Raw genomic sequence first — 24,694 nt, 5'->3', positions numbered from 1 at the left:
TGCCAGGCAACGGCTGCCGGCCGGAATTTCCTCCGGCCGGCAATGCCGGACACTCAGGGTTTCTTCGTGGTGAAATCGGCCAGGTGCCGGGCCAGCGCCTCGTATTGATTGGGCTCGATGCGATAGGCCCAGCCCTTGCGCGCCTGGATCTGCCCGTCGGCGAAGCCCTCGATGCGCTCCAGCAACAGCCAGTTCTGCCCGCCCTGCTCCAGCACGCGCCCACCCAGGCTGCCGCCGTCGAGGGTCCTGAGCGCCAGGTTCAACCGCGTCGGCCCCTTGAACTGCACCTGGTCCAGCGGCGCCGTTTCGCTGAAGGTCAGCCCGCCGAAGGGCGTGGCCATGCCGTTGGCGATGGACTCGTAGGCGAGCTTGGCATCCCTGGGCAACTGGCGCACCCGCAGGTTGGGCTCCCCGGCCTGGTCGCGGAACACCGTCAGGGTTTCCCCGCCGGGGTAGCTCACCGACACCTCGGCGATCTTCTCGAAGGGGATGCTGGTGATGCGCCGGTCCAGCCAGTCCAGCTCGTCGGGCGGCAGGCGCAGGTCCTTGTCGATCAGCCAGACCTGTTCGTCGCCGGGTTGGCGCACCAGGCGCCCGCCCTGCTGGGCGGCCTTGCCCACCAACAGGTCCAGGGGCGCGCCGCCGCTGCGTTCCAGGCTCAGGCGCACGGCGGCGCCCTCGCCCTGGTCGGCGACGCCGAGCTGGGCGAAGTTGGCCGGCTCGCGGGTCTTCGCCTCGACCTTGCGCGCCTGCGCCAGGTCGTGCAGCAGGTCGCCGACCAGGCGCCCGGCCGCCGGGTAGCCGGCCTTGGCCGGCATCACCCAGCGCCCGTCCTGGCGCGCCACGCGGATGTCCGGCTGGCCGGGGCGGCGCACCGTCACCGCGCTCACCTGCTGCGCATCCAGGCCCGGGAAATAGCGCGCCTCCTTCGGCGCCACGCGCTCCGGCTCGCGCTGCAGCCAGGCGTAAAGGCCGCCGAGCGCCAGCACCAGGGCCACCAGCAGGATCAGACTCTTGCGCTGCATGGCCGCCTCCTCAGGCCTGGCGCCGGCGGCGCCACCACCACAGGGCGAGCACGCCCAGGGTCAGCAGCAGCGGCACGGCGGCGATGTTGACGATCTTCAGGGTGCGGCCCAGGGACTCGATGTCCGCGTTGAGCTGGAACTGCACGTCGCGCAGCTCCTTGCGGATGCGCACCCGCTCCTGGATGAACTGCTGCACCGCGCCCTGCTGCTCGGGGGTCAGCTCCAGGACCTTGGCCGGGTCCTGGTTCTGCAGCGCGGCGAGCTTCTGCTCGGTGTCCGCCAGGCGCGCCTTGAGCGCGTCGGCCTTCTCGCGGAAGCGCGTCTCGGCCTGGCGCTGCAGTTCGTCCACCACCGTGAACGGGCGGCTGAAGCGCCCGCGCGAGCGCACGCTGATCAGCGCGTCGGAGCCGGCCAGGTTGTCCAGCGCGTTGATCACGAAGCTGGCGTTGTCGGCCCAGGGCTGCGGCACGCGCTGGCCGAAGAAGTCCTGCACCTGCACCCACATGCGGTCGGTGAGCAGGTCGGTGTCGGCCACGGCGATGACGTTGATGTTGTCGGCGCTCTTCAGGCCATCCTTGCGGCCTTCGATGCCATTGGGGAAGGCGCTCTGCGCCGGCCCCTGGATCCGTGCGGCCATGGCGTAGCGCTGGCCGGTGGGCTTGAGCTGGGCCATCAGCTCGCCGGGATCGCGCAGGCCGGCGAAGCGCTGGGCGTCGAAGGGCATGGCGAGGGTCGAGCTGCGGACCAACGGAGTGAAGCGGGTCTTAGCGTCCTTGAGCGGCTCCAGGATGCCGGCGGTGGCCAGGGTCAGGTTCTCCAGCCCGGCGGTGCTCACGTCGTCGGCGTCCAGGGCCCTGGCGTCGAGGTTCAGCCAGGCCGGGTGGTGCGCGGCGCGCTGGCCCTGGCCCATGCTCACCGACATGGCGTAGCTGCCGTCGCCCAGCACCTTGCCCGGCAGCAGCTGCACGCCCCACGCCCTGAACAGCGGTTCGAGGTCCGAAGCCTGGTCGCCGGGGCCGTCCAGCGCGGCCATGGGCGAGGACTTGTCGGCTTCGCTGAAGGGGTCGACGAAGACCAGCAGCTTGCCGCCACGCAGCACGAACTGGTCGATGGCGTAGAGCGTCTGCTGCGGCAGGTGCTTGGGGTGCACCAGCAACAGCACGCCGACGTCGTCCGGGATGGCGTCGACGTCGGGCTTGAGGCTCTTCAGGTCGAACTGCTGGCGCACCTCGTCGAGCAGCATCCAGGGCGAGCTGGGCTGCTGCGTCTGCATGTCGAAGCCGCCGGTCATCTGCAGGGTGCTGAGCACTCCCACCACTGGCCGCTTGGGGTGCGCCAGGGCGTTGACCAGGCGGCTGACGTCGTACTCCAGGAATTCCTCGTGGTCCGGCTGGAAGAACGGGATCACCTGGGTGTTGTCCAGGGCATCGGTGCCGGCCAGGCCGAAGTACAGGGTGTCGCCGCCCTGGTTCAGCGGCACCGCCTGCAGGCCGAACTCGGCGGCCTTGTCCTCTTCCTCGGAGAACGGCTGCGGGTCGATGACGTGCAGGCGGATCTTGCCGCCGGCCTCGCGCTCGTAGGCCTTGAGCAGCTCCTCCACGCGCTTGGCGTAGTTGCGCAGCGGGACCAGGTCCTTGCTGCCCTTGTCGGAGAAGAAGAAGTACAGGTTGATCGGCTCGCCGATGGAGCCCAGGACCTTCTTCGTGCCGTCGGAGATGGTGTAGAGCTTCTGCTGCGTCAGGTCCAGGCGCGCGCCGGTGAACGCCAGCCCGGAGACCAGGTTGAAGGCCAGGAACAGCAGGGCGATGACCAGCAGCCCGGCGGCGGAATACATCAGTTTCTTCATGCGGGCTTCCTCAGTCGGCTTTCTTCAGGTCGACCACCACCGCGGTGGCGGCGAGCCAGGCGACGATCAGGCTGGCGAAGAACAGCAGGTCGCGCAGGTCGATGACGCCCTTGCTGATCGCGTCGAAGCGCGTCAGGAAGCTCATCGAGGCCACCGCGTCCAGCAGCCATTGCGGGGCCCAGGCGTTGAAGGCGTCGAGCACCAGGGGGAAGCCGCTGACGATGAACACGAAGCACATCACCACGGCGAGGATGAAGGCGATCACCTGGTTCTTGGCCAGCGCCGACATGCACGAGCCGATGGCCAGGTAGCCGCCGGCCAGCAGCCAGCTGCCGAGGTAGCCGGCGAGGATGGCGCCGTTGTCCGGCTCGCCCAGGTAGTTGACCGTGAGCACCATGGGGAAGGTCAGCAGCAGGGCGATGCCGGCGAACACCCAGGCGGCGAGGAACTTGCCGGTGACCACCTCGAAGCGGGTGATCGGCAGGGTCATCAGCAGCTCGATGGAGCCGGACTTGCGCTCCTCGGCCCACAGGCGCATGGCCAGCGCCGGGATGAGGAACAGATAGAGCCAGGGATGGAAATTGAAAAAGGCCGTCAGATCCGCCTGGTTACGCTCGTAGAAATTGCCCAGGTAGAAGGTGAAAACCCCTGACAGGACCAGGAAGATGACGATGAAGACGTAGGCCAGCGGGGTGGCGAAGTAGCTCGCCAGCTCGCGCCTGAAGATCACCGGCAACTGCTTCATGCCGCTTCCCCCCTGGTCAGGCTGCGGAACACCTCGTCGAGGCGGCCACGCTCCACGTCCAGTTCGCGGATGCGCCAGCCACGCTCGGCGATCAGCGCGTTCACCTGCGGGAAGATCACCTCGCCCGGCCTGGCCAGCAGCGTCAGGCTGCGCTCCAGCGGGTTCTCCTCCAGCGCCGCCACGCCCGGCAGGGCGGCCAGGGCCGCGCGGTCCAGCTCGTCGTCGGCGACCAGGGTCACCGCCTGGTGGTAGCGCGAGCGGCTTTCCAGCTCGAAGGGCGTGCCGTCTGCCAGCAGGCGGCCGTTGGCGATCACCACGGCGCGGGTGCAGACCGCGGTGACCTCCTCGAGGATGTGGGTGGAGATGATGACGATGCGGTCCCGCGCCAGGCCACGGATCAGCTCGCGGACCTGGTGCTTCTGGTTCGGGTCGAGGCCGTCGGTGGGCTCGTCGAGGATCAGCACCCGCGGGTCGTGGAGGATCGCCTGGGCCACGCCGACGCGGCGCTTGAAGCCCTTGGAGAGGGTCTCGATGGACTGCTCGCGGACGCGCTCCAGCTCCAGTTGCCCGACCACCCGCGCCACCCGCTCGCGCTTCTGCGCGCCGCGGTAGCCGCGCACCTCGGCGATGAACTCGAGGAAGCCGCGCACGCGCATGTCGCCATAGCAGGGCGCGCCCTCGGGCAGGTAGCCGATCAGGCGCTGGGCCTGCAGGGTCTGCGTCTGGATGTCGAAGCCATGGATGCTCGCGGTGCCCGAGGTGGGCGCGAGGAACCCGGTGAGCATCTTCATGGTGGTGGACTTGCCGGCGCCGTTGGGGCCGAGAAAGCCCAGGACTTCCCCCGGTTGCACACTGAAGGACAGGTCGTCCACCGCGGTGTGCTGCGCGAATCGCTTCGTGAGTCTGCTTATTTCGATCATTTCTCTCACCGTTGCGCCAAGAGCCCGCCCCGACACTCGAAATACACGGCGCAGACCCGCTCCCACAAATGCCGCCGGGACTATAGGAACCGACGGGCGGCAGTGCAAGATGGCGACTGTGACGAAAAAGTACGTCGCCGTGCATGAAATTTTTTTCAGGAATGCTGCCATCCTTTCAGGGAGAAGGCGCCGCGACCAGCCCCGGGGCCAGCCTTCCCGCCCTTTTGCCGGCGGTGCCGTTGCGGCACACTAGCGTCCGCTTGGTCGCCACCGAGCCCCGTTAAACTGCCTGCGAGCCCGTATGCCCCGTTACCCGTTCCGCCGCTTCGGTTTTGGCGTCCTGCGCCGCCTGCTCTACCTCTGGGTGCGCTCGGAAACCATCAACCAGTCGTCCCTGAGCCTGAAGATCGACCGCAGCAAGCCGGTGCTCTACGTGCTGCAGCAGCCTTCGGTGAGCGACCTGGCGGTAGTCGACACGGAATGCCGCAAGGCCGGCCTGCCGCGCCCGGTGATGCCGGTGGCGGTGGGCAGCAGCATCGAGCCGGCGGCCTTCTTCTACCTGACGCCGGAGCCCGACTGGCTCGGCCGCCAGGACAAGCGCGGGGCGCCGCCGGCGCTGGTGCGGATGCTCGCGGCCATCGGCCAGAACGGCGTGGACGATGCGCAGATCGTCCCGGTCAGCGTGTTCTGGGGGCAGTCCCCGGACAGCGAGAAGAGCGCCTGGAAGCTGCTGTTCGCCGACAACTGGGCGGTGACCGGGCGCCTGCGCAAGCTGGCGCGCATCCTCATCCTCGGGCGCAAGACGCGGGTGCAGTTCTCCGCCCCCATCCACCTGCGCGAGCTGGTCGACCAGGGCAAGGGCCAGGAGCGCACCCTGCGCATGGTCCAGCGCATCCTGCGGGTGCACTTCCGCAACCAGAAGACCGCGGTCATCGGCCCGGACCTCTCGCACCGCCGCACCCTGGTCAAGGGCCTGCTGCGCGCGCCCCTGGTGCGCCAGGCCATCCAGGAAGAGGTCGACACCCAGCACATCACCCAGGAAAAGGCCGAGGCCCTGGCCCTGCGCTACGCCAACGAGATCGCCGCGGACGTGTCCTACCCGGTGATCCGCTTCCTCGAAGTCACCCTCACCTGGTTCTGGAACAAGCTCTACGAGGGCGTGCGGGTCAACCACATCGAGCGCGTGCAGGACGTGGCCCAGGGCAACGAGATCGTCTACGTGCCCTGCCACCGCAGCCACATCGACTACCTGCTGCTGTCCTACCTGCTGTTCCGCAGCGGCCTGACGCCACCGCACATCGCCGCCGGCATCAACCTCAACATGCCGGTGGTGGGCTCCATCCTGCGCCGCGGCGGGGCCTTCTTCATGCGCCGCAGCTTCAAGGGCAACCAGCTGTACACCGCGGTGTTCAACGAGTACCTGCACACCCTGTTCAGCCGCGGCTTCTCCACCGAATACTTCGTCGAAGGCGGCCGCTCGCGCACCGGGCGCATGCTCCACCCGCGCACCGGCATGCTCGCCATCACCCTGCGCAGCTTCCTGCGCGACTCGCGCCGGCCGATCGTCTTCGTCCCGGTGTACATCGGCTACGAGCGCGTGCTCGAAGGCCGCACCTACCTGGGCGAGCTGCGCGGCGCGGCGAAGAAGAAGGAATCCATCTTCGACCTGTTCAAGGTGGTGGGCGCGCTGCGCCAGCGCTTCGGCCAGGTGTGGGTGAACTTCGGCGAGCCGATCCACCTGGACGGTTTCCTCGACCAGCACGAACCCGGCTGGCGCAAGCAGGAACTGGCGCCGGAATACCGCCCCGCCTGGCTGCCGGACGCCACCAACCAGCTGGCCCGCGAAGTGGCCCGCCACCTCAACGACGCGGCGGCCATCAACCCGGTCAACCTGGTGGCCCTGGCGCTGCTCTCCACCAGCCGCCTGGCCCTGGACGAACGCGCCCTGGAGCGTGTGCTCGACCTCTACCTGGCGCTGCTGCGCAAGGTGCCCTACTCGCCCAGCGCCACCCTGCCCGACGGCGACGGCAAGGCGCTGATCGAATACGTGAAGAGCATGAACCTGCTGTCCGAACAGAAGGACGCCCTGGGCCGCATCCTCTACCTGGACGAGCAGAACGCCGTCCTCATGACCTACTACCGCAACAACGTCCTGCACGTATTCGCCCTGCCGGCGCTGATCGCCAGCTTCTTCCAGAGCAACGCGCGGATCAGCCGCGAGCAGTTGCTGAACTACACCCGCGCGCTCTACCCCTTCCTGCAGCAGGAACTGTTCATCCGCTGGGACCTGGACCAACTCGACGCCGTGATCGACCAGTGGCTGGCTGCGCTGGTGGAGCAGAACCTGCTGAAGCAGGACGGCGACGCCTACGTGCGCCCGGCCCCCAGCTCGCGCGAATACGTGCTGCTGACGCTGCTGGCCCGCGCCATCACCCAGACGCTGCAACGCTTCTACATGGCCATCGCCCTGCTGCTCAACGCCGGCCAGCGCCAGCTCAGCGCCGAGGAGCTGGAGAACCTGTGCACCGTCATGGCCCAGCGCCTGTCCATCCTCCACGGCCTGAACGCTCCGGAGTTCTTCGACAAGACGCTGTTCCGCAACTTCATCCAGGCCCTGCTCGAACAGCGCGTGCTGCGCAAGGACGAGGCAGGCAAGCTGAGCTACCACGAGAAGCTCGGCGAAGTCGTCGAAGGCGCCGCCAAGCGGGTGCTGCCGGCGGAGATTCGCCTGTCGATCCGGCAGGTGGCGTTGGAACGGCCGCCCCAGGAGGCCCCTCAGGCAAGCGCCGAATAGGCATCCCCCTCCCCCCGCGGACAGCCACCCGACAAACGGCTGTCCGCGCTGTAAGGCAGCAACGGCATGGCACATGGCCACGCCTGGAAGAATCTGAAACTCGTCACATTCCGATTGCCAGCCTTGACTCAGAAAGCCCCGACTCTTACATTCCCCGCCTTCATGCATACACGTCTGTAGGATCAAGGAAGTCCCTGTGTTCAAACGGATTCTGGTCGTCTGCGTCGGCAACATATGCCGCAGCCCTACCGCAGAACATCTGCTGCGCCAGCGCCTGGCCGGCAGCGACATCCAGGTCAGCTCCGCTGGCCTCGGCGCCTTGGTCGACAAACCCATCGAAAAACATGCCCTGGCCGTTCTCCAGCAACACGGCGAGGAGCCGCACGAACACCGTGCCCGCCAACTGACTTCCAGCCTGCTGCGCGAATCCGACCTGGTCCTGGTCATGGAAAAGCGCCACCTGCAAGGCGTCACCCAGATCGCCCCGGAAGCCCGCGGCAAGACCTTCCTGCTCGGCAAGTGGCAGGAAGACCTGGAAATCCCCGACCCCTACCGCCAGAGCACAGCCGTGTTCGAGCACGCCTACGCGTTGATCGAACAGGGCGTCGACGCCTGGGCCAAACGCATTCGCCCGAACCGCCAAGCCTCACTGACGAAGAAGTAAAAGAAGCACGCCCATGCAACAGCAAGCCCCGGTAGCCATTCACGACAAAGACGATGACGAGATCGACCTGCTAGGTCTGCTCGGCACCCTGATCGACCACAAATGGCTGATCGCCGGCATCACCGCGGGCTTCATGGCCGTGGGCGTTGCCTATGCGCTGCTGGCTACGCCGATCTATCGATCGGATGCGATCGTGCAGGTGGAGCAGAAAAAGCCCAGCATTCCCGGGCTATCGGATATGGGCGACCTGCTGGGGGCGCAGTCGGAGGCCATTACAGAGATTCAGCTGCTGACTTCGCGCGCGGTCATTGGCAAGGCAGTGGATAACCTCAAGCTGAATATCGTGGTGGAGCCGTCGCGGTTTCCGGTGATCGGGGGCTTCCTGGCCCGACATTTCAGTCCGGAAACTCCGGATGAAATCGCGACACCGCTGTTCGGCCTGAGCCGTTTTGGCTGGGGTGGGGAGGAACTGAAGGTCTTCCAGCTCGATGTGCCGACTGCTCTGCTGGAAAAAACTCTCACGCTGATCGCTGGCGAGCATGGCACCTATACCCTGCTGGACGATGACGACAATGTGCTTGTCGAGGGCAAGGTAGGCGAAGCCTATGACCAGCATGGCGTAAAAATCCAGGTCGAGGCGCTGCATGCCAACCCCGGCACGCACTTCAATGTGACGCGCGAACGCCGCCTGACCACCATCCTGCGCTACCAGGACAACCTGAACGTCGCCGAGACCGGCAAGGAGTCCGGCATCATCAGCCTGTCGCTGGAAAACGACGAGCCGGCCCGCGCCCTGCAGGTACTGGATGAGATCAGCAAGCTCTACGTCCGGCAGAACGTGGAGCGTGCTTCCGCGGAGGCAGCTTCCAGCCTGGAATTCCTGCGAGGCCAACTGCCCGATGTACGCCGCGAGTTGGAGAAGGCCGAGGATGCCCTGAGCGCCTATCAAACCAAGTCCAAGTCCGCGGACATCAGCCTGGAAACCAAGGCCCTGCTCGACCAGATTGTGGCGCTGGACACCAACATCTCCGAACTGAAACTGCAGCAAGCGGAAATGGACCGCAAGTTCACTCGCCAGCACCCGGCTTACCAAGCCCTGCAGACCCAGATCGGCGAATTGACTTCGAAACAGAACGGTCTCACCCACAAAGTCGAAGGTTTACCGGAAACCCAGCAGGAACTGTTGCGCCTGACTCGCGACGTTGAAGTCAGCACCGCCATCTATACCCAGTTGCTGAACAAGGCCCAGGAGTTGGACGTCATGCGCGCAGGCGCAGTAGGTAACGTCCGCATCATTGACTCCGCGGATGTCGATATCACTAAGCCAGTCAAACCCAAGAAAGCCATGATTGTCCTAGTAGCCACGCTACTGGGCCTGTTCTTCGCCGTCGGCCTGGTCCTGCTGCGCAAGGCATTGAATCGCGGTATCGAAACGCCAGACGCCATCGAGCAACTGGGCCTGCCCGTCTATGCCTCGATCCCCTACAGCGTTCTGCAGAAGGCCGAGGAAGACAGACGCGACAAGGGCCGTGGCCGCGCAGCCAAAGCAGCTCCTCTGCTCGCCATCAGCCACCCCACCGATCTGGCCATCGAGTCCCTGCGCAGCCTGCGTACCAGCCTGCACTTCGCCATGCTGGAAGCCGGCAACAACCGCCTGATGATTTCCGGCCCCAGCCCCGCGGTGGGCAAGACCTTCGTTTCCTCCAACCTGGCGGCCGTCATCGCCCAAACTGGCCAGCGTGTGCTGCTGGTGGACGTGGACATGCGCAAGGGCTACCTGCACAAGGTGCTCAATAGCGGGGAAGAGAATGGTCTGTCCGACATCCTGGTCAAGCGCTGCGACTTCAATACCGCTGTGCGCACCACCGAGATCGAGGGCTTCCACTTCATCCCGCGCGGCCAGATCCCGCCGAACCCATCCGAACTGCTGATGCACCCCAACTTCACGGCCTTCCTCGAAGAGGCCAGCCAGCATTTCGATCTGGTGATCCTGGATACTCCGCCGCTGCTGGCGGTCACCGACGCAGCCATCGTCGGCCGTCAGTCCGGCACCAGCCTGATCGTCACCCGCTTCGGCCTGAACCCGGCACGGGAAATCGAATTGACCATCCGCCGCTTCGCGCAGAACGGTATCGAACTCAAGGGCGCCATCTTCAACGGCGTAGAGAAACGTGCCTCGGCCTCCTACGGCTATGGCGGTTACGGCTATTACCACTACGAATATAAATCAGACAAAGCCTGATTGAGGAAAGGCCAAGGAAGGCCTTATCCATATACCCGTCCGCATAGCGGGCATCGGAAAGCCGCAGGAGCAGTCAGTCCTGCAACGAGGGAATCATGCCGGACGCAACCGGAAAACGCTGGTACCTGGTCCAATGCAAACCACGCCAGGCCCCAAGGGCCTTGGAGCATCTGGAACGCCAGGGATACGAGTGCCTACTCCCCATGCATCAGATCGAGTACCTGCACAAGGGACAGTTGCAGCAGCTCAGCGAGCCCCTGTTCCCCGGCTATCTGTTCATCCATTTGGACAAAGTGGAAGACAACTGGTTGCCCATCCGCTCTACCCGCGGGGTGAGTCAGATCGTTAGCTTTGGCGGCAGCCCTACACCGGTCCCTGATATGGTCATCAGTCAACTGGCCAATAGAAAAGCGTCTGTACTACCTGCGCTTTCACCGGGCGACCAAGTTCTAATAGACGATTCTAACTTGCAGCAACTAGAAGCCATATTCCTGAGCAAGGATGGCGACGATCGAGTATTGCTTTTGCTCAATATATTGCAGCGAGAACTCACTATCAGTCTTCCCATTGTCCGACTGAAAAAAATAGAGGCCTGAACTGTAATCGCCAACCAAAGGACTATCACTAAATACCAAGCTTTCCGTAGTTGCGAAATGCTTCATAATCCAAAGGATAAATTTAAGCTCATAAAATATTTTTTCCGCATGTAATTCACAAGTGGAAAACTCCCGAAAAGGGTAAACCAGACATTAAGGACGATCTGCCCCCTGCAAATCCTCCTATTACTGTGCACTTCTGCAGTCAGAGGTCATGCAGAATATGCACTATATCCCTACTATCTTGCGTCCTCAGGAAGCCTGACCATAAATCCTGGGGCGGTAGCGTGTCCGAAATACTCCTGATGGCTAGCCACTGTATCGTCCTTGTTTAGGCCTTCAGATTAGACAGTTATCCGTGTGCCTATTTGCACCATTAGCAGCCATCTTCTCTAGCGCAAGCCTCAAACATGAGCATAAAGAAAGTTGCCAGCAACGCTGGTGCATTATTGGCAATTCAGTTTGCAAATTATCTATTACCTTTTGTCCTAGCTCCCTATTTAACCAGGGTACTTGATACAGAAAGCTATGGTGTAAGCGCCCTAGGATCTTCAATAATACAAATAGCAGGCATATTCATTGACTATGGGTTTAGCATCTCCGCAACCTATCTAATTGCAAAGGCAAAAGAAAAAAAACAAATAGAGAAAATAATCGGAGCAGTTTATTGCTGCAAGATCATTTTATTAATTCCAGTATTAGCATTAGTTTTTCTCTACCCAATCATAATGGAGAACTATGAAAAGCATACCAGCTTCTTTTGGCTTCTATCGCTCTCCATTACAGGCCTAGCATTACAACCAGTATGGCTTTTTCAAGGGCTGGAAAAAATGAAAGCCATAACTATATATACCGTATTCTGCAGGCTCTCCTTGGTAATTCTGACCATTTTCCTCGTTAACTCTCCGGACGATCTTTACTTATTCGCATTAGCCAATGGAATATCCCAACTAACTGCCGCCGCAATTGGAATATTCCTAATACACAAAATAGGATACACCCCACGATGGACTGGCTGGCGATATACAATATCCATACTTAGAGACTCAACAGAGTTCTTTTGGTCAAGAGCAGCTGTCGGTACTTACGGCGCTGGTGCCACTTTTTTTCTTGGGGCGACATCGTCTCCAATTCAAGTTGCTTACTACGCCGTCGCCGAACAACTATTCAGGGGAGCGATTGCTATATACAGCCCAATTACTCAAGCCCTGTTTCCTCACATGGCTAAGCATCGCGACCTAAATACATTCAAAAAAGTCTTTCTACTATCTATGAGCACTGCCCTGCTAGGTATAACAATAGGCATCCTGGCAGGAAAGCCGATAATTGAGTTTATTTACGGACCAGAATATATCGCTGCTTACCATATACTTTTCGTTTTCATGATAACACTTTGCGCAACTATTCCTTCTATATTTATTGGCTACCCCCTTCTTGGTGCATTTGGAAACACAAAAGCAGCAAATTACAGCGTAATATATGCAGGACTAGTTCAACTCGCAGCGCTAACCTTATGTTTAGCATTAGGAAAAACAACGGCCTTCAGCGTTGTGTGTACAGTGTTCACTGCTGAACTCTCAGCGCTTCTCTATAGGTCATTCTCAGTTAGAAAGACCATTAATAAATCTCAGTTATCTCGGGCGTAAAATTGAACAAGCCGACCAAAAATATCGCAGTCATCCTAGCCGGCGGGCAAGGTACTCGTAGCAAGTTCCTAAAACCAAAGCAGCTGATGAAGCTTGCTGGGCGACCAATAGTCGAGCACACAATAGACTCATTTAACTCAAGCTCAGAAATTGATGAAATCGTCATAGTCTCAAATAGAGCATGTATAGAGACCATTGAAAATATTGTACTTCACGGAAGATTCAATAAAGTAAAGTCAATTATTTTTGGTGGCACCGAACGCTATGAATCTTCACTTTCAGCAATCCAGGCAACCGAACATTACTGCTCATCATATGAGGTCAGGTTAATTTTTCACGATGCAGTTCGCCCACTTATTAGCCAGAGAATCATAAAAGATGTGGTACAAGCACTAGACAGTTATAATGCTGTCGATGTAGTCGTAAAGACCACGGACACAATTATCGTATCAGAACCACTGACTAATACGATATCGAGTATCCCCGACAGATCAAATCTGAGAAATGGGCAAACACCTCAAGCATTTTCACACAAAGTTATTAAGAAGGCTTACGAATTAGCTAGGCAAGACCCCAACTTCTCTACAACAGATGACTGCGGTGTAATTTTAAAGTACCTCCCTGACGAAAAGATATATTTAGTAGAGGGGGACAACAGCAATATAAAACTTACATATGAAGAAGATCTTCATATACTAGACAAGCTTTGCCAACTTCGCTCTATCGAACATCAGAAAATCCAAAACCTCAGTTTCTCTCTCTCTTCGCTTAAAGAGAAAATCATGGTGGTCTTTGGCGGAACTAGTGGTATCGGCGAAGAAATAGTAAAAATTAGTGATGCTTATCAAGCAAAAGTTATACCGATTGGTTCCAGAACCGGGGTAGACATTACTAATTTTGATCAAGTAAAAAAAGCTCTAGCGGATATTTATCGAGATTACAAACGGATTGATTATGTTGTAAATACTGCCGCAGTTCTTAGCAAGCAACCTCTGATCGATATGTCTTCCGAAGAAATAAATAGGTCAATTCTCGTGAACTACAACGGAGCGGTAAACATCTCCGTCGCTAGTTTCGAATACCTTAGAGAAAGTCAAGGCCAGCTTCTTAATTTTACTTCTAGCTCCTATACCTACGGTCGAGCTCTATATAGCCTTTATAGTTCATCCAAAGCTGCAGTAGTAAACCTCACACAAGCACTTGCTGATGAATGGCACTCTTATCACATCAGAGTGAATTGCATAAACCCCGAACGAACCGCAACTCCGATGAGAACTAAAGCCTTTGGTGTAGAACCCATTGAGTCGCTGCTATCAGCAAAGGAAGTTGCAGAACGCGCGCTACTAGTTTTGGTCAGCGGGCATACTGGGCAAATATTTGACATAAAGAAACTATGAAAATCAAATTAGAAGAAGATGAAAACTCACTAGTTCAAGCAAAAATATTAAGCATACTGAAAGCAGTACATGATCTATGTGAAAAGAACGGAATAAATTACTTTATGATCGGAGGCACCTTAATCGGTGCAGTACGTCACCAAGGTTTTATTCCGTGGGATGACGATATTGATATAGGTATGTTACGAGAGGATTATGACAATTTCTTGAAGGTAGCGCACCTGCTACCTTCACCATTATCAGTTCAACATCCTCAGAATAATCAAGACTATGTCTTTCCATTTGCAAAATGCTATGACACATCTACAACCGTCATAGAAAAAACAACTCGCCCTTTTGTAAGAGGTGTTTGGATAGACATATTCCCTTTAGATGCATGTTTTAAAAGGCCACTTGCACAATACCTTCACTATAGCTTTATAAAAATACTTAGACTCCTAGTGAGCCACAAAACGGGGAACTACCGAACAGAGAGCGATAAAAAAATAAAGGCATTTATACGTCATAGTGCTTATTATTTATTAAAAGCAACCCCCTCTCGACCTCTCTTTTATATATTAGATAAGTCCTTGAGACTTAATAAGATGAGAGAGCCAAGCCATGTAGGAAATTTATTAGGTCGATGGGGGATTAAAGAAATTGCAAGAGCAACTGTGTTTTCTAAGAAGCAGATATTTAATTTTTCCGGAAACTCATTTTACGGGCCAGCAGGCTACGATGAATATCTTAGAAAAATATATAAAGACTATATGACACCCCCTCCGGCATCAAAGCAGACTCCCGAGCATTTAAAGGAGTTCATTGACCTAAGTTCTCCGTATGCTAACTATGTCCACCCCTTAAATCGAGACCAAAATAGTTGATTGAAGCAATATTAATAAGCCGCTTCATTGTTGATTACTTCTGGGCCTTTAAAGCTCTAAGTATATTACATTGCATTCTTGCACTAGCTCTAACCCTAATAATGCTAACGGGCATAAAGCATAAAAAAATTAAAATATGCAATGCTGATATAGTACTTCTAGTATTCACATCTTTTGTTCTTGCAGTGACACTCAGGAGTCCAACTCAAGACTCCATTGTTGAAATGTCAAAATTTCTTAGCTATCTATTATTTTATTTTATAGGAAGAACGCTTCCTGCTCGAATAGGAAACCCTACCCTCCTAGGGGCTGCTGCTGTTTTCTTTCTAGTCACACTTTCGTCTATGGCACTTATTGGTGTTGGTTACAAGCAATGGGGTAACGCTTACACATTTACCGGGGGTTACTATTTCAAAACAGACTTAGCCATTGCTGCACTCATATTCCTGACAATAGCAATTGCCACGCTTCGACAAAAAACGCTCTTGCTGATATCCATTGTCTGCGCTGGATACCTAGTATTCAAATCCAATGCAAGAATCGCACTACCACTGGTATTAATAATTCCCGCGACAATTATCATTGCTCGTCGAAAGTCCCCCACGAAGCTTAACTTAAAAACGACAGCCCTGATTGGAGTTTCAGCGTTAATTGGTATATTAAGCTTTGCCTTGATAGATTTTAAAAGCCTCGGAATGCTTGGGTTCGACTTTACGGACCCTCTCTCAGCCGCAAATACTCAAGGCCGGACTGTAATATGGTCCGCAATTATCAAATCCTACATAGAGTCAGATTATCTCAGCAAGTTATTTGGCCAGGGTCTAGATGCCGATATAAAAGCGACAAGTGCCTTCTCTGAAAGTGCTGATGTGGAAGGTTTCAGAGCGCATAACAGCTACCTCTACCTGCTAATTTCTGTTGGAATAATAGGTAGCCTTACATTCTACTTAGCTCTAATATCATTCCTGAAAATCTCATTGAAAACACTAAAGTTTAAAGAGAAAAATCATAAATTAATTGCGAGCATCTCTATTTGCTTTATCATTCTATTCACTTGGCTATCCCTAACAACAGAGATAATAATTAGGGCGCAACTTATGATTCCACTTTTCCTTTTCCTAGGAATGAACACAAAAATATATCTAAATTCTAGCAGTAAAAAACTCAATACTTCTATTGTCTCCCCCTCGAATACATATAGTAATAAAACATGAAATCTGGACTTTTCATTCTACACTTAAGAGGAAGTACAAACGGCGCAAAGGTGGTCTCAAAACTGATTTCAGAGAGATATAGTTCAGAAAATGACATAATAGATATCGCCACTTCTTATGGGCCATCAAATGGGAAACTCTCTGCACAGAAGGTAGTAGAGTCCATCCTCTTCTGTTTGCAGGTAATTTATAAGTCTTTAGTTAAGAAATATACCTTTATATACTACTCCATAACCCCGCACGGCTTTGCTTTTTACCGAGATGTAGCATCACTCCTTATCATAAAATCTCTCACAGCAAAAAAAATCACTCTACACTTCCATGTAGAAATCAAGAATAATTTTCTAGTTAAAGCTCTTAAGAAAATTAATTTTTTTAAAGAAATATTTGCCATTTGCATTAATCAGTCACAAAAAGAGAGGCTAGTTTTATTAACCGGAATTCCTGCCGAACACATAAGAGTGATACCCAATAGGATCCTCCCGTGTAAGAACATAGATTTTCTATCTAAGCATGAAAATATTAGTCAGAAAATTCGGCGACATCGAAAAATAATTCTCTGTATATCAAACTTCCTAGAGGGGAAGGGAATCGAAGATACAGTTTCGGCATATTTAGAGATCAGGAATAATCATCCCTCAAGCTACCTGATAATTGCCGGAAACATTGTTGATGAAGCATATTTCAAAAAAATAATGAAAAAGATCGACTTAATAGACCCAAACAGAGAGAGAATAAAGGTCTTTATTAATCTTAAAGGGAAAGCAAAAGAAAAGGCGCTCAAGCATGCTAGCGTTCTTTTATTTCCGAGCAAGCTTCCAGAAACTTTTGGTTTAGTAAATCTTGAAGCCCTTGAAGCGGGACTAGCAATAATCTCTTACAAAACGCCTTCCTCTCATTATTTTATCGACGAGAAGGTGAATGGCTATACGGCAGACTCAGTGGAAGGGCTTGCAAAGCACTTAGAATATATACTCTCTCAACCATCAGCCTTTGAGAGCATGATGAGATCATCTTTAGAAAAGTCAAAAAAATTTGATACCGAAATCTTCTTCAAGGAATTAGAAAGCGCATTATCACTATGAATCACTCCTCAGAACATGCAATATTAATAGTCACCCATAACCATTCAGGGTACATATCAAAACTCATAGATTCCTGTAGAGAAATAAAGCATATAAAGAAATACATCTGCGATGCAGCCTCAACAGATGGAACAGATTTATTATTGGAAGCAGCCATTCGAGATGACGACAGTTTCGAACTCATAAAAAAGTCCGAACTAGAAGGCTTTTCAAAAAACAACAATGACTTAGTTAGAGAATTCTTTCTTCAAGGCAAGAACCTTATTCTAATTAACCCGGATTGCTATTTTGAAAAAGATTCGCTACTAAAATTCTTAGACACTATATCTACACTGGAAGAACTGGGCGTTGCCGCCCCTACTCTTCACTACCAAAACGGAGTGATTCAGAACTCTTGGCGGAGATTTCCCTCTTTTTGGGGCTTCGTTAAGAATCGATTTTCAAAAAGCAAGGCAACAACAAATAACCATATATTGAGAGAAATAAAAAGAGATATATTCGAGATCGAGTGGGCACTAGGAGCTTTTCTTTATATATCTAGTACTTTGACAAAGCAACCTCCTCTCGATGAAAGATATCGTCTGTACTGTGAAGACTCAGATATTTGCATGAAAGCTCACTCTCTAGGCCTAAAAGTTATTGGAATTAATATTCCAGGCTTCTATCATGCCTTACAAGAAAAAAGCTCGACAAAACTTCTCTCAAAATACAACTACTGGAACATCTGCAGTGGCTTCCTATTCGCGGCTAAATGGAATGCCACCTATTTAAAAATAAATGGAACCTTAAAAAGAAAAATGAGCGTTACTTAGAGAAACCCACTGATATAACGCTATCAACGGCTTCAGCAAGGATCGTTCCATGAATGGTAAGGACCGCGGAATACTGCGCGCACATCAAGCCAGCATCTCAGTGCTCCAGCGACTTCTGGATTTGATAGTTATTACAACAGGGATGGCAATTGTTATTCTCATCCATTCACGTACATTAAGCGAAGAGCACATAATCGCTACCTTGCTTGCCTTGGTTGTATATTATTTAGCTAGCGACTTCAGTCAGCTATATGCATCTTGGCGTGGAGAGCGGATTCGCGAAGAAGTAAGAAAGGCAGGTGGGATATGGGCAATTAGTTTCATTACTGTATTCCTATACGAAAATTTCTTACTTGGCATGCCATTTTTAGAGGACTCTTTGCTCCTACAATGGTTTACTCTTGTATTACTCGGACTTTGCAGCTATAGGGTTTTCCTTCGAATTACTCTAAATGCCTTACGCCGCAAGGGATTTAATACTAGATCAGTTGCCATAGCTGGTGCTGGGCCAGTTGGTCAGCGTCTTGCAAATAATGTGACAAGCGCTCCCTGGATGGGATTAGACTTACTCGGGTTCTTTGATGACAATAGGTGCACTCCCATACGCTTGGCAAATAGCAAAGTAAGCATCCCAATATCTGGATCATTGGATGTATTGGTTGATCAGGCGCGAGCTCAGCAGATTGATCGAGTTTATATAACGCTACCGATGCGTAGCGAAGAACGTATTAAATGGTTGGTTGAGCAGCTAAGCGATACAACTGCTTCTGTCTATATAGTTCCAGACATCTTCGTATTTGAATTACTTCACTCTAGAACTCAAAATATTAATGGAATCCCTACCATTAGTATCTTTGATAGCCCAATGACGGGAGCCAACTCCGTCATAAAGCGTTTGGAAGACATCATTCTTTCAACACTGATCTTGAGTTTTATTGCTATACCTATGCTATTGATATCCGCCATAGTTAAAGCGACATCACCAGGACCAGTGTTCTTTCGTCAGAAGCGCTATGGCATCGATGGTCGTCCTATTGAAGTCTGGAAATTCCGTAGTATGAGAGTAATGGAGAATGGCGATAATGTCATACAAGCAACCCGAGGCGACAATCGTATTACTCCCGTGGGTGCCTTCCTCCGCAAAACATCTCTGGACGAATTACCACAATTCATTAATGTGTTACTCGGTGATATGTCTATCGTCGGTCCACGTCCCCATGCCGTTGCACATAATGAGCAATATCGCAGCCAGATAAATAGCTATATGCTTCGTCACAAGGTTAAACCCGGTATTACAGGCTGGGCCCAAGTCAATGGCTGGCGTGGTGAAACAGATACTCTAGACAAGATGCAAAAGCGTGTTGAGCACGATCTAGCCTACATCCACAACTGGTCCCTCTGGTGGGACCTGAAAATCGTTTTTCTCACGGTGTTTAAGGGATTCATCCACAAGAACGCCTATTGAGAGAACAGAAGGCTGAAGAGCTCCGGACCAAACTGTGGGTTCTGGCAAGCCAAAGGCTTGGCTGGATTCAATGTCTGCAATGGTGCCGGGGCTTTTCTGCTTGCACTGGCCTCGTGCCAGCCTTAACCTTCCTTCTTTCTGAAGGAACGACCCCACAAGGAGTCTCAACGTGAAAAAACTGCTGACGTTCGCCGCCCTGGCGACCCTGAGCACGTCGCTGCTGGCGGCGGAAGCACCGGCCGACGCGCCGGCTTCTTCCGAGCCGCTGACCCTGTCTACCCCGGTTGCCGGCGGTGTCACCGTAGGTGGCGCCATTGGTATCGGTGCTGCCGTAGTGGCAGCGGGCGTTGCCGCTTCCAATAGCGGTGGCGGCGGTGGCCATGACGGTACCCCGGGCACTACTGGCACCACCGGTACCACTGGTACCACCGGCACTCACTGATATCAGTCTGTAGCCGCTGAACCCTGTCGCCACGTCATAGTGGCGGCAGGGTTCACCTCATTCCGTTTCCTATCAATTCCGTTCACGGCTCCCGGTCTTCAGGGTGTTGCCGTCTCGGCTTGCTGCGTAGTTCCTTCCCATGATCCGCTCTTTATCCGTTGCCGTTGTCGCCGCTCTTTCGCTCCAGGGCTGCATGTTCGCCCCTGGCCAGAATATGGACACCAGCCGCATCGTTCGCGATGACTCCGCCGAGAGCAGCCGCGTCGAGCTGGTGCAGATCACCCCCAAGCTGCTGGCGGTGAACGCCGCGACGGAGACCGGGAGCCAGGTGCCGGCCGAGTTGCTGGCGTACCATCCGCAGGACTACCAGATCGGGCCGACCGATGTCCTCTACATCACAGTCTGGGACCACCCGGAACTGACTGCGCCTTCCGGCCAGCAGCAACAGATTGACGCCAACGGTCGTCTGGTCCGCCCTGACGGCACCTTGTTCTATCCCTATATCGGCACCGTCAAAGTCGCAGGTCGAACCATCGAGGAAGTGCGCTCGGAAATTTCCAGCCGCCTGTCCCAGTATGTGGAAAGCCCGCAAGTTGACCTGGCGATCATGCGCTTTTCCAGCCAGAAGGTGATCCTCAGCGGCGCCTTCGGCAAAGCCGGCCCGCAGGCCATTACCGCTACCCCGCTCAGCCTGATGGAAGCGGTCAGCACCGCAAGCGTGAACACTGGTTCTGCCGACCTCTCCAACATGGTCCTCAAGCGCGATGGCCACGAGTACAAGCTCAACCTCGACGCGCTCAACGACCAACAGCAAAGCCAGCTGTACAGCGTCTACCTGAAGGACGGCGACCAGATCTACCTGCCCTACAACGACCGCAAGAAGGTCTACCTGATGGGCGAGGTAAACAGTCCGCGCGCCATCACCTACAAGACCAAGTACCTGAACCTGGCCGATGCCCTGGGCAGCGTCGGTGGCCTGAACCAAGCCAGCTCCAACGGCAAGGCCGTCTATGTGATTCGCGGCGTCGAAGACCTGGAGCGCGAACCCGCCAAGGTATTCCAACTGGACGCCCAATCGCCTACCGCTTTCATCCTCGCCCAGCGCTTCAACCTGGAGCCACAGGATGTGGTCTATGTCGGCCCGGCTGGCGTTACCCGCTGGAACCGTTTCATCAGCCAGTTGGTGCCGTCTACCACCATTCTTGGTACTGGTGCCAACATCAAGAACGACCTGAACGACGAATAAACCACCGAACTCAGGTCGACCGACGTGAAACTCCTCCAATTCGCCGCCCTGGCCGGGGCGGCCTTGTCGCTATCCGCCTGCAACCCTCTGATGCAGGCGTCGTGGGACACCCTGCGCGCCGCCACCCAGGGCCCGAAGCCGCTTGAGCTGACCCAGGCCCAGGTAGATGCGGTGCCCTACTACCAGATCAAGCTGCAGACTCAGGGCGGCGAAGCCGTAATGGCGCTGGTGCGCCAGCAGGGCGACCTGCAGTACTGGCTCGCCTCTACCCGCCAGGTGCTGATGATGCGAGATGGCCTGGTGGTACGCACCACCGGCTTCGGCGACAACCTCGCCGGCACGCGCCTGGGTGTCGACTCGCCCTTCCATACCGGCCTGCACAAGCTGGCGGATGGGCAGCGCAGCGAGCGCTGGATCGACCTGGCGAGCGGTTATCGCCTGGGTATTCCCGTGCAGAGCAGCTTCCACAAGGTCGGCCTGGAGCGCGTAAGTATTCTCGAGCGCGACTACGACCTGCTGCGCGTCGATGAAGACATCCGCGCGCCGCTGCTGGGCTTCAGCGCCACCAACAAATACTGGGTCGACCCCAGGGACGGCTTCGTGATGCAGAGCCTGCAACAGGTCACGCCCGACCTGCAGGTTGCGATCACCCAACTGCGCCCATATCGGGGGGCAGGCAAATGAGCATTCGCCTTCTCGCCCTGATTAGCTTGCTGCTGGTCGGCCCCGCCATGGCCGGCGACTCCGTCGAAGTTCGCGGCGATGCGGCCAAGCCCGGCCCCGTGGCTATCACCTCGACGACCCGCCTCGCCGACGTCTTCCGTGCCACCCAGGTCAATGCCGAGGGCTATTGGCTGGGTGCCGCGTGGCTGCAGTCGAAGCTGCTGCCGGAGCAGAAGCGCCTGAAGGCCGGCATTCTGTTCGACCTGTCCATGCTGCAACAGAAAGCCCTGCTGGACGATCAACCCGCACTTTCCAGCCTGGCCAAGCGCCTCTACGACCAGGTCGCCAGCCAGCCGGTCAGTGGTCGGCGCCTGCACCTGATGGACCCCGTCGAGGTGGAAGTCACCCCGGCGCAGAACAGCCTGGTGTCACCTGGCGACATTTTCATTTTCCCCACCCGACCAAGTGCGGTCCGTGTGCTGGGAGCCGTGGCGGCCGACTGCTACCTGGCCTATGTGCCGATGCAACAGGCACGGGACTATTCCGCTGCGTGCCCGTCGCTGCCGGAAGCCGATCCCGACTATGTCTATCTGATCCAGCCGGACGGCCAGGTCAGTCACCTCGGCATCGCCCTGTGGAACCTCCAGAAGGGCATACCCGCCGCGCCGGGGGCAACCATCCTGGTACCGATCAAGGCCGCCGGCCCGGATAGCGCCGTCCCGGATCTGAATGAAGAAATGGCCGAATTCATCGCCACCCAACCGTTGTCCGAGGTGGCGCAATGAAACTCCGCTATTCCCTCTGCCTGCTGCTGCCCTGGGCAGTGGCCCATGCCGAACCCCGCGATACCAGAAACGACTTCGGCATCATGGGTCTGATGCAAACGCCTACTGCACGCATGGCGCCAGCCGGGGACGTCGCTGTCACTGCCAACCGCGTCGATCCCTATTCGCGCTATAGCTTCTCGCTGCAGCCATTCGACTGGCTGGAAACATCGTTCCGCTACACATCCGTCAGCAACCGTCGGTACGGTGCAGAGGATTTCAGTGGCGACCAGAGCTACAAGGACAAGGCGGTAGACGCCAAATTCCGTCTGCTCCAGGAAAGCCGCTGGACACCGGAATTAGCGGTAGGTGCACTGGACATCGGCGGTACCGGCCTGTTCTCCAGCGAATACTTCGTCGGCAACAAGCGATTCGGGAATTTCGACCTCAGCCTGGGCATCGCCTGGGGCTACCTCGGCAACCGCGGTGATTTCAGCAACCCACTCGGCTGGGTGGACGACAAGTTCGATGATCGTCCGATCCCCACCAGTGACGTGGCCAATGCGGGCTCCTTCGACGCCAGCAATTACTTCCGGGGCTCGCCTGGGATTTTCGGCGGAGTGCTTTGGCAAACGCCATGGGACCGTCTGGCCGTCAAACTGGAATACGACGGCAATGACTACAAGCGGGAACCTCTGAGCAACAACCAGGACCAAAGCTCCCCCATCAACCTGGGCCTCGTCTTCAAGGCCAGCGACTCGGTAGACCTGACCGCCGGCTGGGAACGTGGCAACACCGCCATGTTCGGCATCACCCTGCACACCAACTTCGCTTCCCGCTCGGCGCCGGCCAAGACCTTCGACCCGCCGGCCGAGCCGCTGCCGGCCAAGGCGCCGGACCTGCATCCGGACCAGGTGGACTGGGCGAACGTGTCCAGGCGCCTGCAGAACAATGCCGGCTACAAGGTCGAGCGCATCGCCCAGCGCGACAAGGAAATCGTCGTCTACGGCGAGCAGACCCGCTACCTCTACCCGCCCAAGGCGGTGGGCCGCGCGGCGCGCATCCTCGACAACAGCGTGGATGACGACATCAAGTACTTCACCGTGGTGGACAAGCGCTACGACCTGCCGGTCATCGAGACCAGCGTGCCGCGCGAGACCTTCCGCGAAGTGGTGAACAACGACCGTCCGCTGGACGACCTGCGCCGCGGCACCGAGAGCAACTGGCCGCTGCCGCACCAGGAAAAGGTGCTCTACACGCAGAAGCCGGATCCATTCAGCTACGGCCTCGGCCTGGGCTACAAGCAGAACGTCGGCGGCCCCGACGGCTTCCTGCTCTACCAGTTCACCGCCGACCTGAATGGCGAATACCGCTTCACCCCGGATACCTGGTGGAGCGGCTCGCTCAGCGCCAACCTGCTGAACAACTTCGACAAGTTCAAGTACGACGCGCCCAGCAACCTGCCGCGCGTGCGCACCTACCTGCGCGAGTACTGGACCACCTCGGACGTGACCATGCCGACCTTTCAGCTGAACAAGGTCAAGCGCCTGGACGAGGACATGTACGGCATGGTCTACGGCGGCTACCTAGAGTCGATGTTCGCCGGCGTCGGTGGCGAGCTGCTGTATCGCCCGCTCAACGAGCGCTGGGCCATCGGTGGCGACCTCAACTACGTGCGCCAGCGTGACTTCGAGCAGGACTTCGGCCTGCGCGACTACAAGGTGCTCACCGGCCACGTCACCGGCTACCTGAAGACCGATTTCCAGGACGTGCTGGCCGCGGTCAGCGTGGGCCGCTACCTGGCCCGCGACTGGGGTACCACCATCGACCTGTCCCGCGAGTTCAGCAACGGCGTGCGCTTCGGCGGCTGGGTGACCCTCACCACCGCCTCCAAGGAAGAGTACGGCGAAGGTAGCTTCGACAAGGGCATCTACGTGTCGATTCCGTTCGACGAGATCATGAGCAGCTCGACCATGCGCCGCGCCAACCTGGCCTGGGCCCCGCTGACCCGTGACGGTGGTGCGCGCCTGGGCCGCAGCTACTCGCTGTATACCCTTACCGACGGGCGCAACGTCGACATGTTCGACGGCAGCTTCAGCAAGATCACCGAATAGCGCTCCCCTGCCGATACGAGCTGCAGAACTCAACCTCTGCGGCTCGTATCGGCTGCCTGGACTCTTTCTGATAAGGATATTTCCCTTGACCATCCTCGTGACCGGCAGCGCCGGCTTCATCGGCGCCAACTTCGTTCTCGACTGGCTGGCA

Annotated in this window: 21 protein-coding genes; 17 read left to right on the top strand and 4 right to left on the bottom strand. The window is 56.2% G+C overall.

From position 1 onward, the window contains the following. Positions 1-53: 53 nt before the first annotated feature. From DK254_RS25770 to DK254_RS25755, 4 genes are read right to left on the bottom strand one after another with little or no spacing between them, the layout of a single operon-like run. Complete coding sequence (locus DK254_RS25770) at positions 54-1,025, bottom strand: DUF4340 domain-containing protein (RefSeq protein ID WP_109936094.1); 972 nt, start codon at positions 1,023-1,025, stop codon at positions 54-56. 10 nt (positions 1,026-1,035) lie between these two features. Further along, positions 1,036-2,871 carry a Gldg family protein gene (locus tag DK254_RS25765; RefSeq protein ID WP_109936093.1) on the bottom strand — a complete coding sequence of 612 codons (1,836 nt, stop codon included), beginning with the start codon at positions 2,869-2,871 and terminating at the stop codon, positions 1,036-1,038. A 10-nt stretch (positions 2,872-2,881) separates the two neighbouring features. Beyond that, positions 2,882-3,616 carry an ABC transporter permease subunit gene (locus DK254_RS25760; RefSeq protein ID WP_109936092.1) on the bottom strand — a complete coding sequence of 245 codons (735 nt, stop codon included), beginning with the start codon at positions 3,614-3,616 and terminating at the stop codon, positions 2,882-2,884. Next, positions 3,613-4,536 carry an ABC transporter ATP-binding protein gene (locus DK254_RS25755; protein WP_109936091.1) on the bottom strand — a complete coding sequence of 308 codons (924 nt, stop codon included), beginning with the start codon at positions 4,534-4,536 and terminating at the stop codon, positions 3,613-3,615. Before DK254_RS25755 ends, DK254_RS25760 begins: the two co-directional genes overlap by 4 nt. 301 nt (positions 4,537-4,837) lie before the next feature. On the opposite strand from DK254_RS25755, the gene plsB reads away from it, so the two are divergent. The 17 genes from plsB to DK254_RS34920 all read left to right on the top strand — a co-directional run. Then, a complete protein-coding gene (gene plsB / locus DK254_RS25750; RefSeq protein WP_109936090.1) occupies positions 4,838-7,330 on the top strand; it encodes a glycerol-3-phosphate 1-O-acyltransferase PlsB in 2,493 nt (830 codons plus the stop codon). 196 nt (positions 7,331-7,526) lie between these two features. Beyond that, entirely contained in the window at positions 7,527-7,994 is a 468-nt protein-coding gene (locus DK254_RS25745) for a low molecular weight protein-tyrosine-phosphatase (RefSeq protein WP_109936089.1), read from the top strand. Positions 7,995-8,007: 13 nt separating this feature from the next. Continuing rightward, positions 8,008-10,236, top strand: a complete 2,229-nt coding sequence (locus DK254_RS25740; RefSeq protein WP_109936088.1) for a polysaccharide biosynthesis tyrosine autokinase — start codon at positions 8,008-8,010, stop codon at positions 10,234-10,236. A gap of 95 nt (positions 10,237-10,331) precedes the next feature. Then, on the top strand, positions 10,332-10,832 hold the full coding sequence (gene rfaH, locus DK254_RS25735; RefSeq protein ID WP_109936087.1) for a transcription/translation regulatory transformer protein RfaH: 501 nt from the start codon (positions 10,332-10,334) through the stop codon (positions 10,830-10,832). Positions 10,833-11,242: 410 nt separating this feature from the next. Further along, entirely contained in the window at positions 11,243-12,478 is a 1,236-nt protein-coding gene (locus DK254_RS25730) for an oligosaccharide flippase family protein (protein WP_109936086.1), read from the top strand. Positions 12,479-12,480: 2 nt separating this feature from the next. Beyond that, positions 12,481-13,875: a bifunctional cytidylyltransferase/SDR family oxidoreductase gene (locus DK254_RS25725; protein ID WP_218281455.1), complete on the top strand. Its 1,395-nt coding sequence runs from the start codon at positions 12,481-12,483 to the stop codon at positions 13,873-13,875. Continuing rightward, complete coding sequence (locus tag DK254_RS25720) at positions 13,872-14,738, top strand: phosphorylcholine transferase LicD (protein ID WP_109936085.1); 867 nt, start codon at positions 13,872-13,874, stop codon at positions 14,736-14,738. The genes DK254_RS25725 and DK254_RS25720 overlap by 4 nt, the downstream gene beginning before the upstream one ends. Continuing rightward, entirely contained in the window at positions 14,735-15,952 is a 1,218-nt protein-coding gene (locus tag DK254_RS25715; protein WP_146219647.1) for an O-antigen ligase, read from the top strand. Before DK254_RS25720 ends, DK254_RS25715 begins: the two co-directional genes overlap by 4 nt. Further along, entirely contained in the window at positions 15,949-17,037 is a 1,089-nt protein-coding gene (locus tag DK254_RS25710) for a glycosyltransferase family 4 protein (RefSeq protein WP_109936083.1), read from the top strand. The genes DK254_RS25715 and DK254_RS25710 overlap by 4 nt, the downstream gene beginning before the upstream one ends. After that, entirely contained in the window at positions 17,034-17,849 is an 816-nt protein-coding gene (locus DK254_RS25705) for a glycosyltransferase family 2 protein (protein ID WP_109936082.1), read from the top strand. The genes DK254_RS25710 and DK254_RS25705 overlap by 4 nt, the downstream gene beginning before the upstream one ends. Positions 17,850-17,898: 49 nt before the next feature. Further along, a complete protein-coding gene (locus DK254_RS25700) occupies positions 17,899-19,314 on the top strand; it encodes an undecaprenyl-phosphate glucose phosphotransferase (RefSeq protein WP_109936081.1) in 1,416 nt (471 codons plus the stop codon). A 169-nt stretch (positions 19,315-19,483) separates the two neighbouring features. Continuing rightward, positions 19,484-19,756 carry a hypothetical protein gene (locus tag DK254_RS25695; RefSeq protein ID WP_089391546.1) on the top strand — a complete coding sequence of 91 codons (273 nt, stop codon included), beginning with the start codon at positions 19,484-19,486 and terminating at the stop codon, positions 19,754-19,756. Positions 19,757-19,895: 139 nt separating this feature from the next. After that, the gene (locus tag DK254_RS25690) at positions 19,896-21,002 is read left to right on the top strand and encodes a polysaccharide biosynthesis/export family protein (RefSeq protein ID WP_177412114.1); all 1,107 of its coding nucleotides are present in this window, start codon (positions 19,896-19,898) and stop codon (positions 21,000-21,002) included. Positions 21,003-21,026: 24 nt separating this feature from the next. Then, positions 21,027-21,686, top strand: a complete 660-nt coding sequence (locus tag DK254_RS25685; protein WP_109936079.1) for a YjbF family lipoprotein — start codon at positions 21,027-21,029, stop codon at positions 21,684-21,686. Continuing rightward, positions 21,683-22,450: a capsule biosynthesis GfcC family protein gene (locus DK254_RS25680; RefSeq protein ID WP_109936078.1), complete on the top strand. Its 768-nt coding sequence runs from the start codon at positions 21,683-21,685 to the stop codon at positions 22,448-22,450. The genes DK254_RS25685 and DK254_RS25680 overlap by 4 nt, the downstream gene beginning before the upstream one ends. Continuing rightward, complete coding sequence (locus DK254_RS25675) at positions 22,447-24,543, top strand: YjbH domain-containing protein (protein ID WP_109936077.1); 2,097 nt, start codon at positions 22,447-22,449, stop codon at positions 24,541-24,543. Before DK254_RS25680 ends, DK254_RS25675 begins: the two co-directional genes overlap by 4 nt. 85 nt (positions 24,544-24,628) lie before the next feature. Further along, positions 24,629-24,694 (top strand): hypothetical protein (locus tag DK254_RS34920; protein ID WP_256595931.1); only part of this gene is annotated, 66 nt, incomplete at its 3' end.

This window comes from Pseudomonas sp. RW407 (assembly GCF_003176655.1).
Classification (GTDB): Bacteria; Pseudomonadota; Gammaproteobacteria; order Pseudomonadales; family Pseudomonadaceae; genus Pseudomonas; species Pseudomonas delhiensis.
This window is presented reverse-complemented; position numbering and strand designations above follow the sequence as displayed.

Bases quoted from the DNA above. Each gene is read 5' to 3' on its own strand.
- DK254_RS25730 (WP_109936086.1), top strand. From the start codon at position 11,243: ATGAGCATAAAGAAAGTTGCCAGCAACGCTGGTGCATTATTGGCAATT.
- DK254_RS25675 (WP_109936077.1), top strand. From the start codon at position 22,447: ATGAAACTCCGCTATTCCCTCTGCCTGCTGCTGCCCTGGGCAGTGGCC.
- DK254_RS25690 (WP_177412114.1), top strand. From the start codon at position 19,896: ATGATCCGCTCTTTATCCGTTGCCGTTGTCGCCGCTCTTTCGCTCCAG.
- DK254_RS25765 (WP_109936093.1), bottom strand. From the start codon at position 2,871: ATGAAGAAACTGATGTATTCCGCCGCCGGGCTGCTGGTCATCGCCCTG.
- DK254_RS25710 (WP_109936083.1), top strand. From the start codon at position 15,949: ATGAAATCTGGACTTTTCATTCTACACTTAAGAGGAAGTACAAACGGC.
- DK254_RS25770 (WP_109936094.1), bottom strand. From the start codon at position 1,025: ATGCAGCGCAAGAGTCTGATCCTGCTGGTGGCCCTGGTGCTGGCGCTC.
- DK254_RS25740 (WP_109936088.1), top strand. From the start codon at position 8,008: ATGCAACAGCAAGCCCCGGTAGCCATTCACGACAAAGACGATGACGAG.
- DK254_RS25720 (WP_109936085.1), top strand. From the start codon at position 13,872: ATGAAAATCAAATTAGAAGAAGATGAAAACTCACTAGTTCAAGCAAAA.
- DK254_RS25705 (WP_109936082.1), top strand. From the start codon at position 17,034: ATGAATCACTCCTCAGAACATGCAATATTAATAGTCACCCATAACCAT.
- plsB (WP_109936090.1), top strand. From the start codon at position 4,838: ATGCCCCGTTACCCGTTCCGCCGCTTCGGTTTTGGCGTCCTGCGCCGC.
- DK254_RS25700 (WP_109936081.1), top strand. From the start codon at position 17,899: ATGAATGGTAAGGACCGCGGAATACTGCGCGCACATCAAGCCAGCATC.
- DK254_RS25755 (WP_109936091.1), bottom strand. From the start codon at position 4,536: ATGATCGAAATAAGCAGACTCACGAAGCGATTCGCGCAGCACACCGCG.
- DK254_RS25680 (WP_109936078.1), top strand. From the start codon at position 21,683: ATGAGCATTCGCCTTCTCGCCCTGATTAGCTTGCTGCTGGTCGGCCCC.
- DK254_RS25760 (WP_109936092.1), bottom strand. From the start codon at position 3,616: ATGAAGCAGTTGCCGGTGATCTTCAGGCGCGAGCTGGCGAGCTACTTC.
- rfaH (WP_109936087.1), top strand. From the start codon at position 10,332: ATGCCGGACGCAACCGGAAAACGCTGGTACCTGGTCCAATGCAAACCA.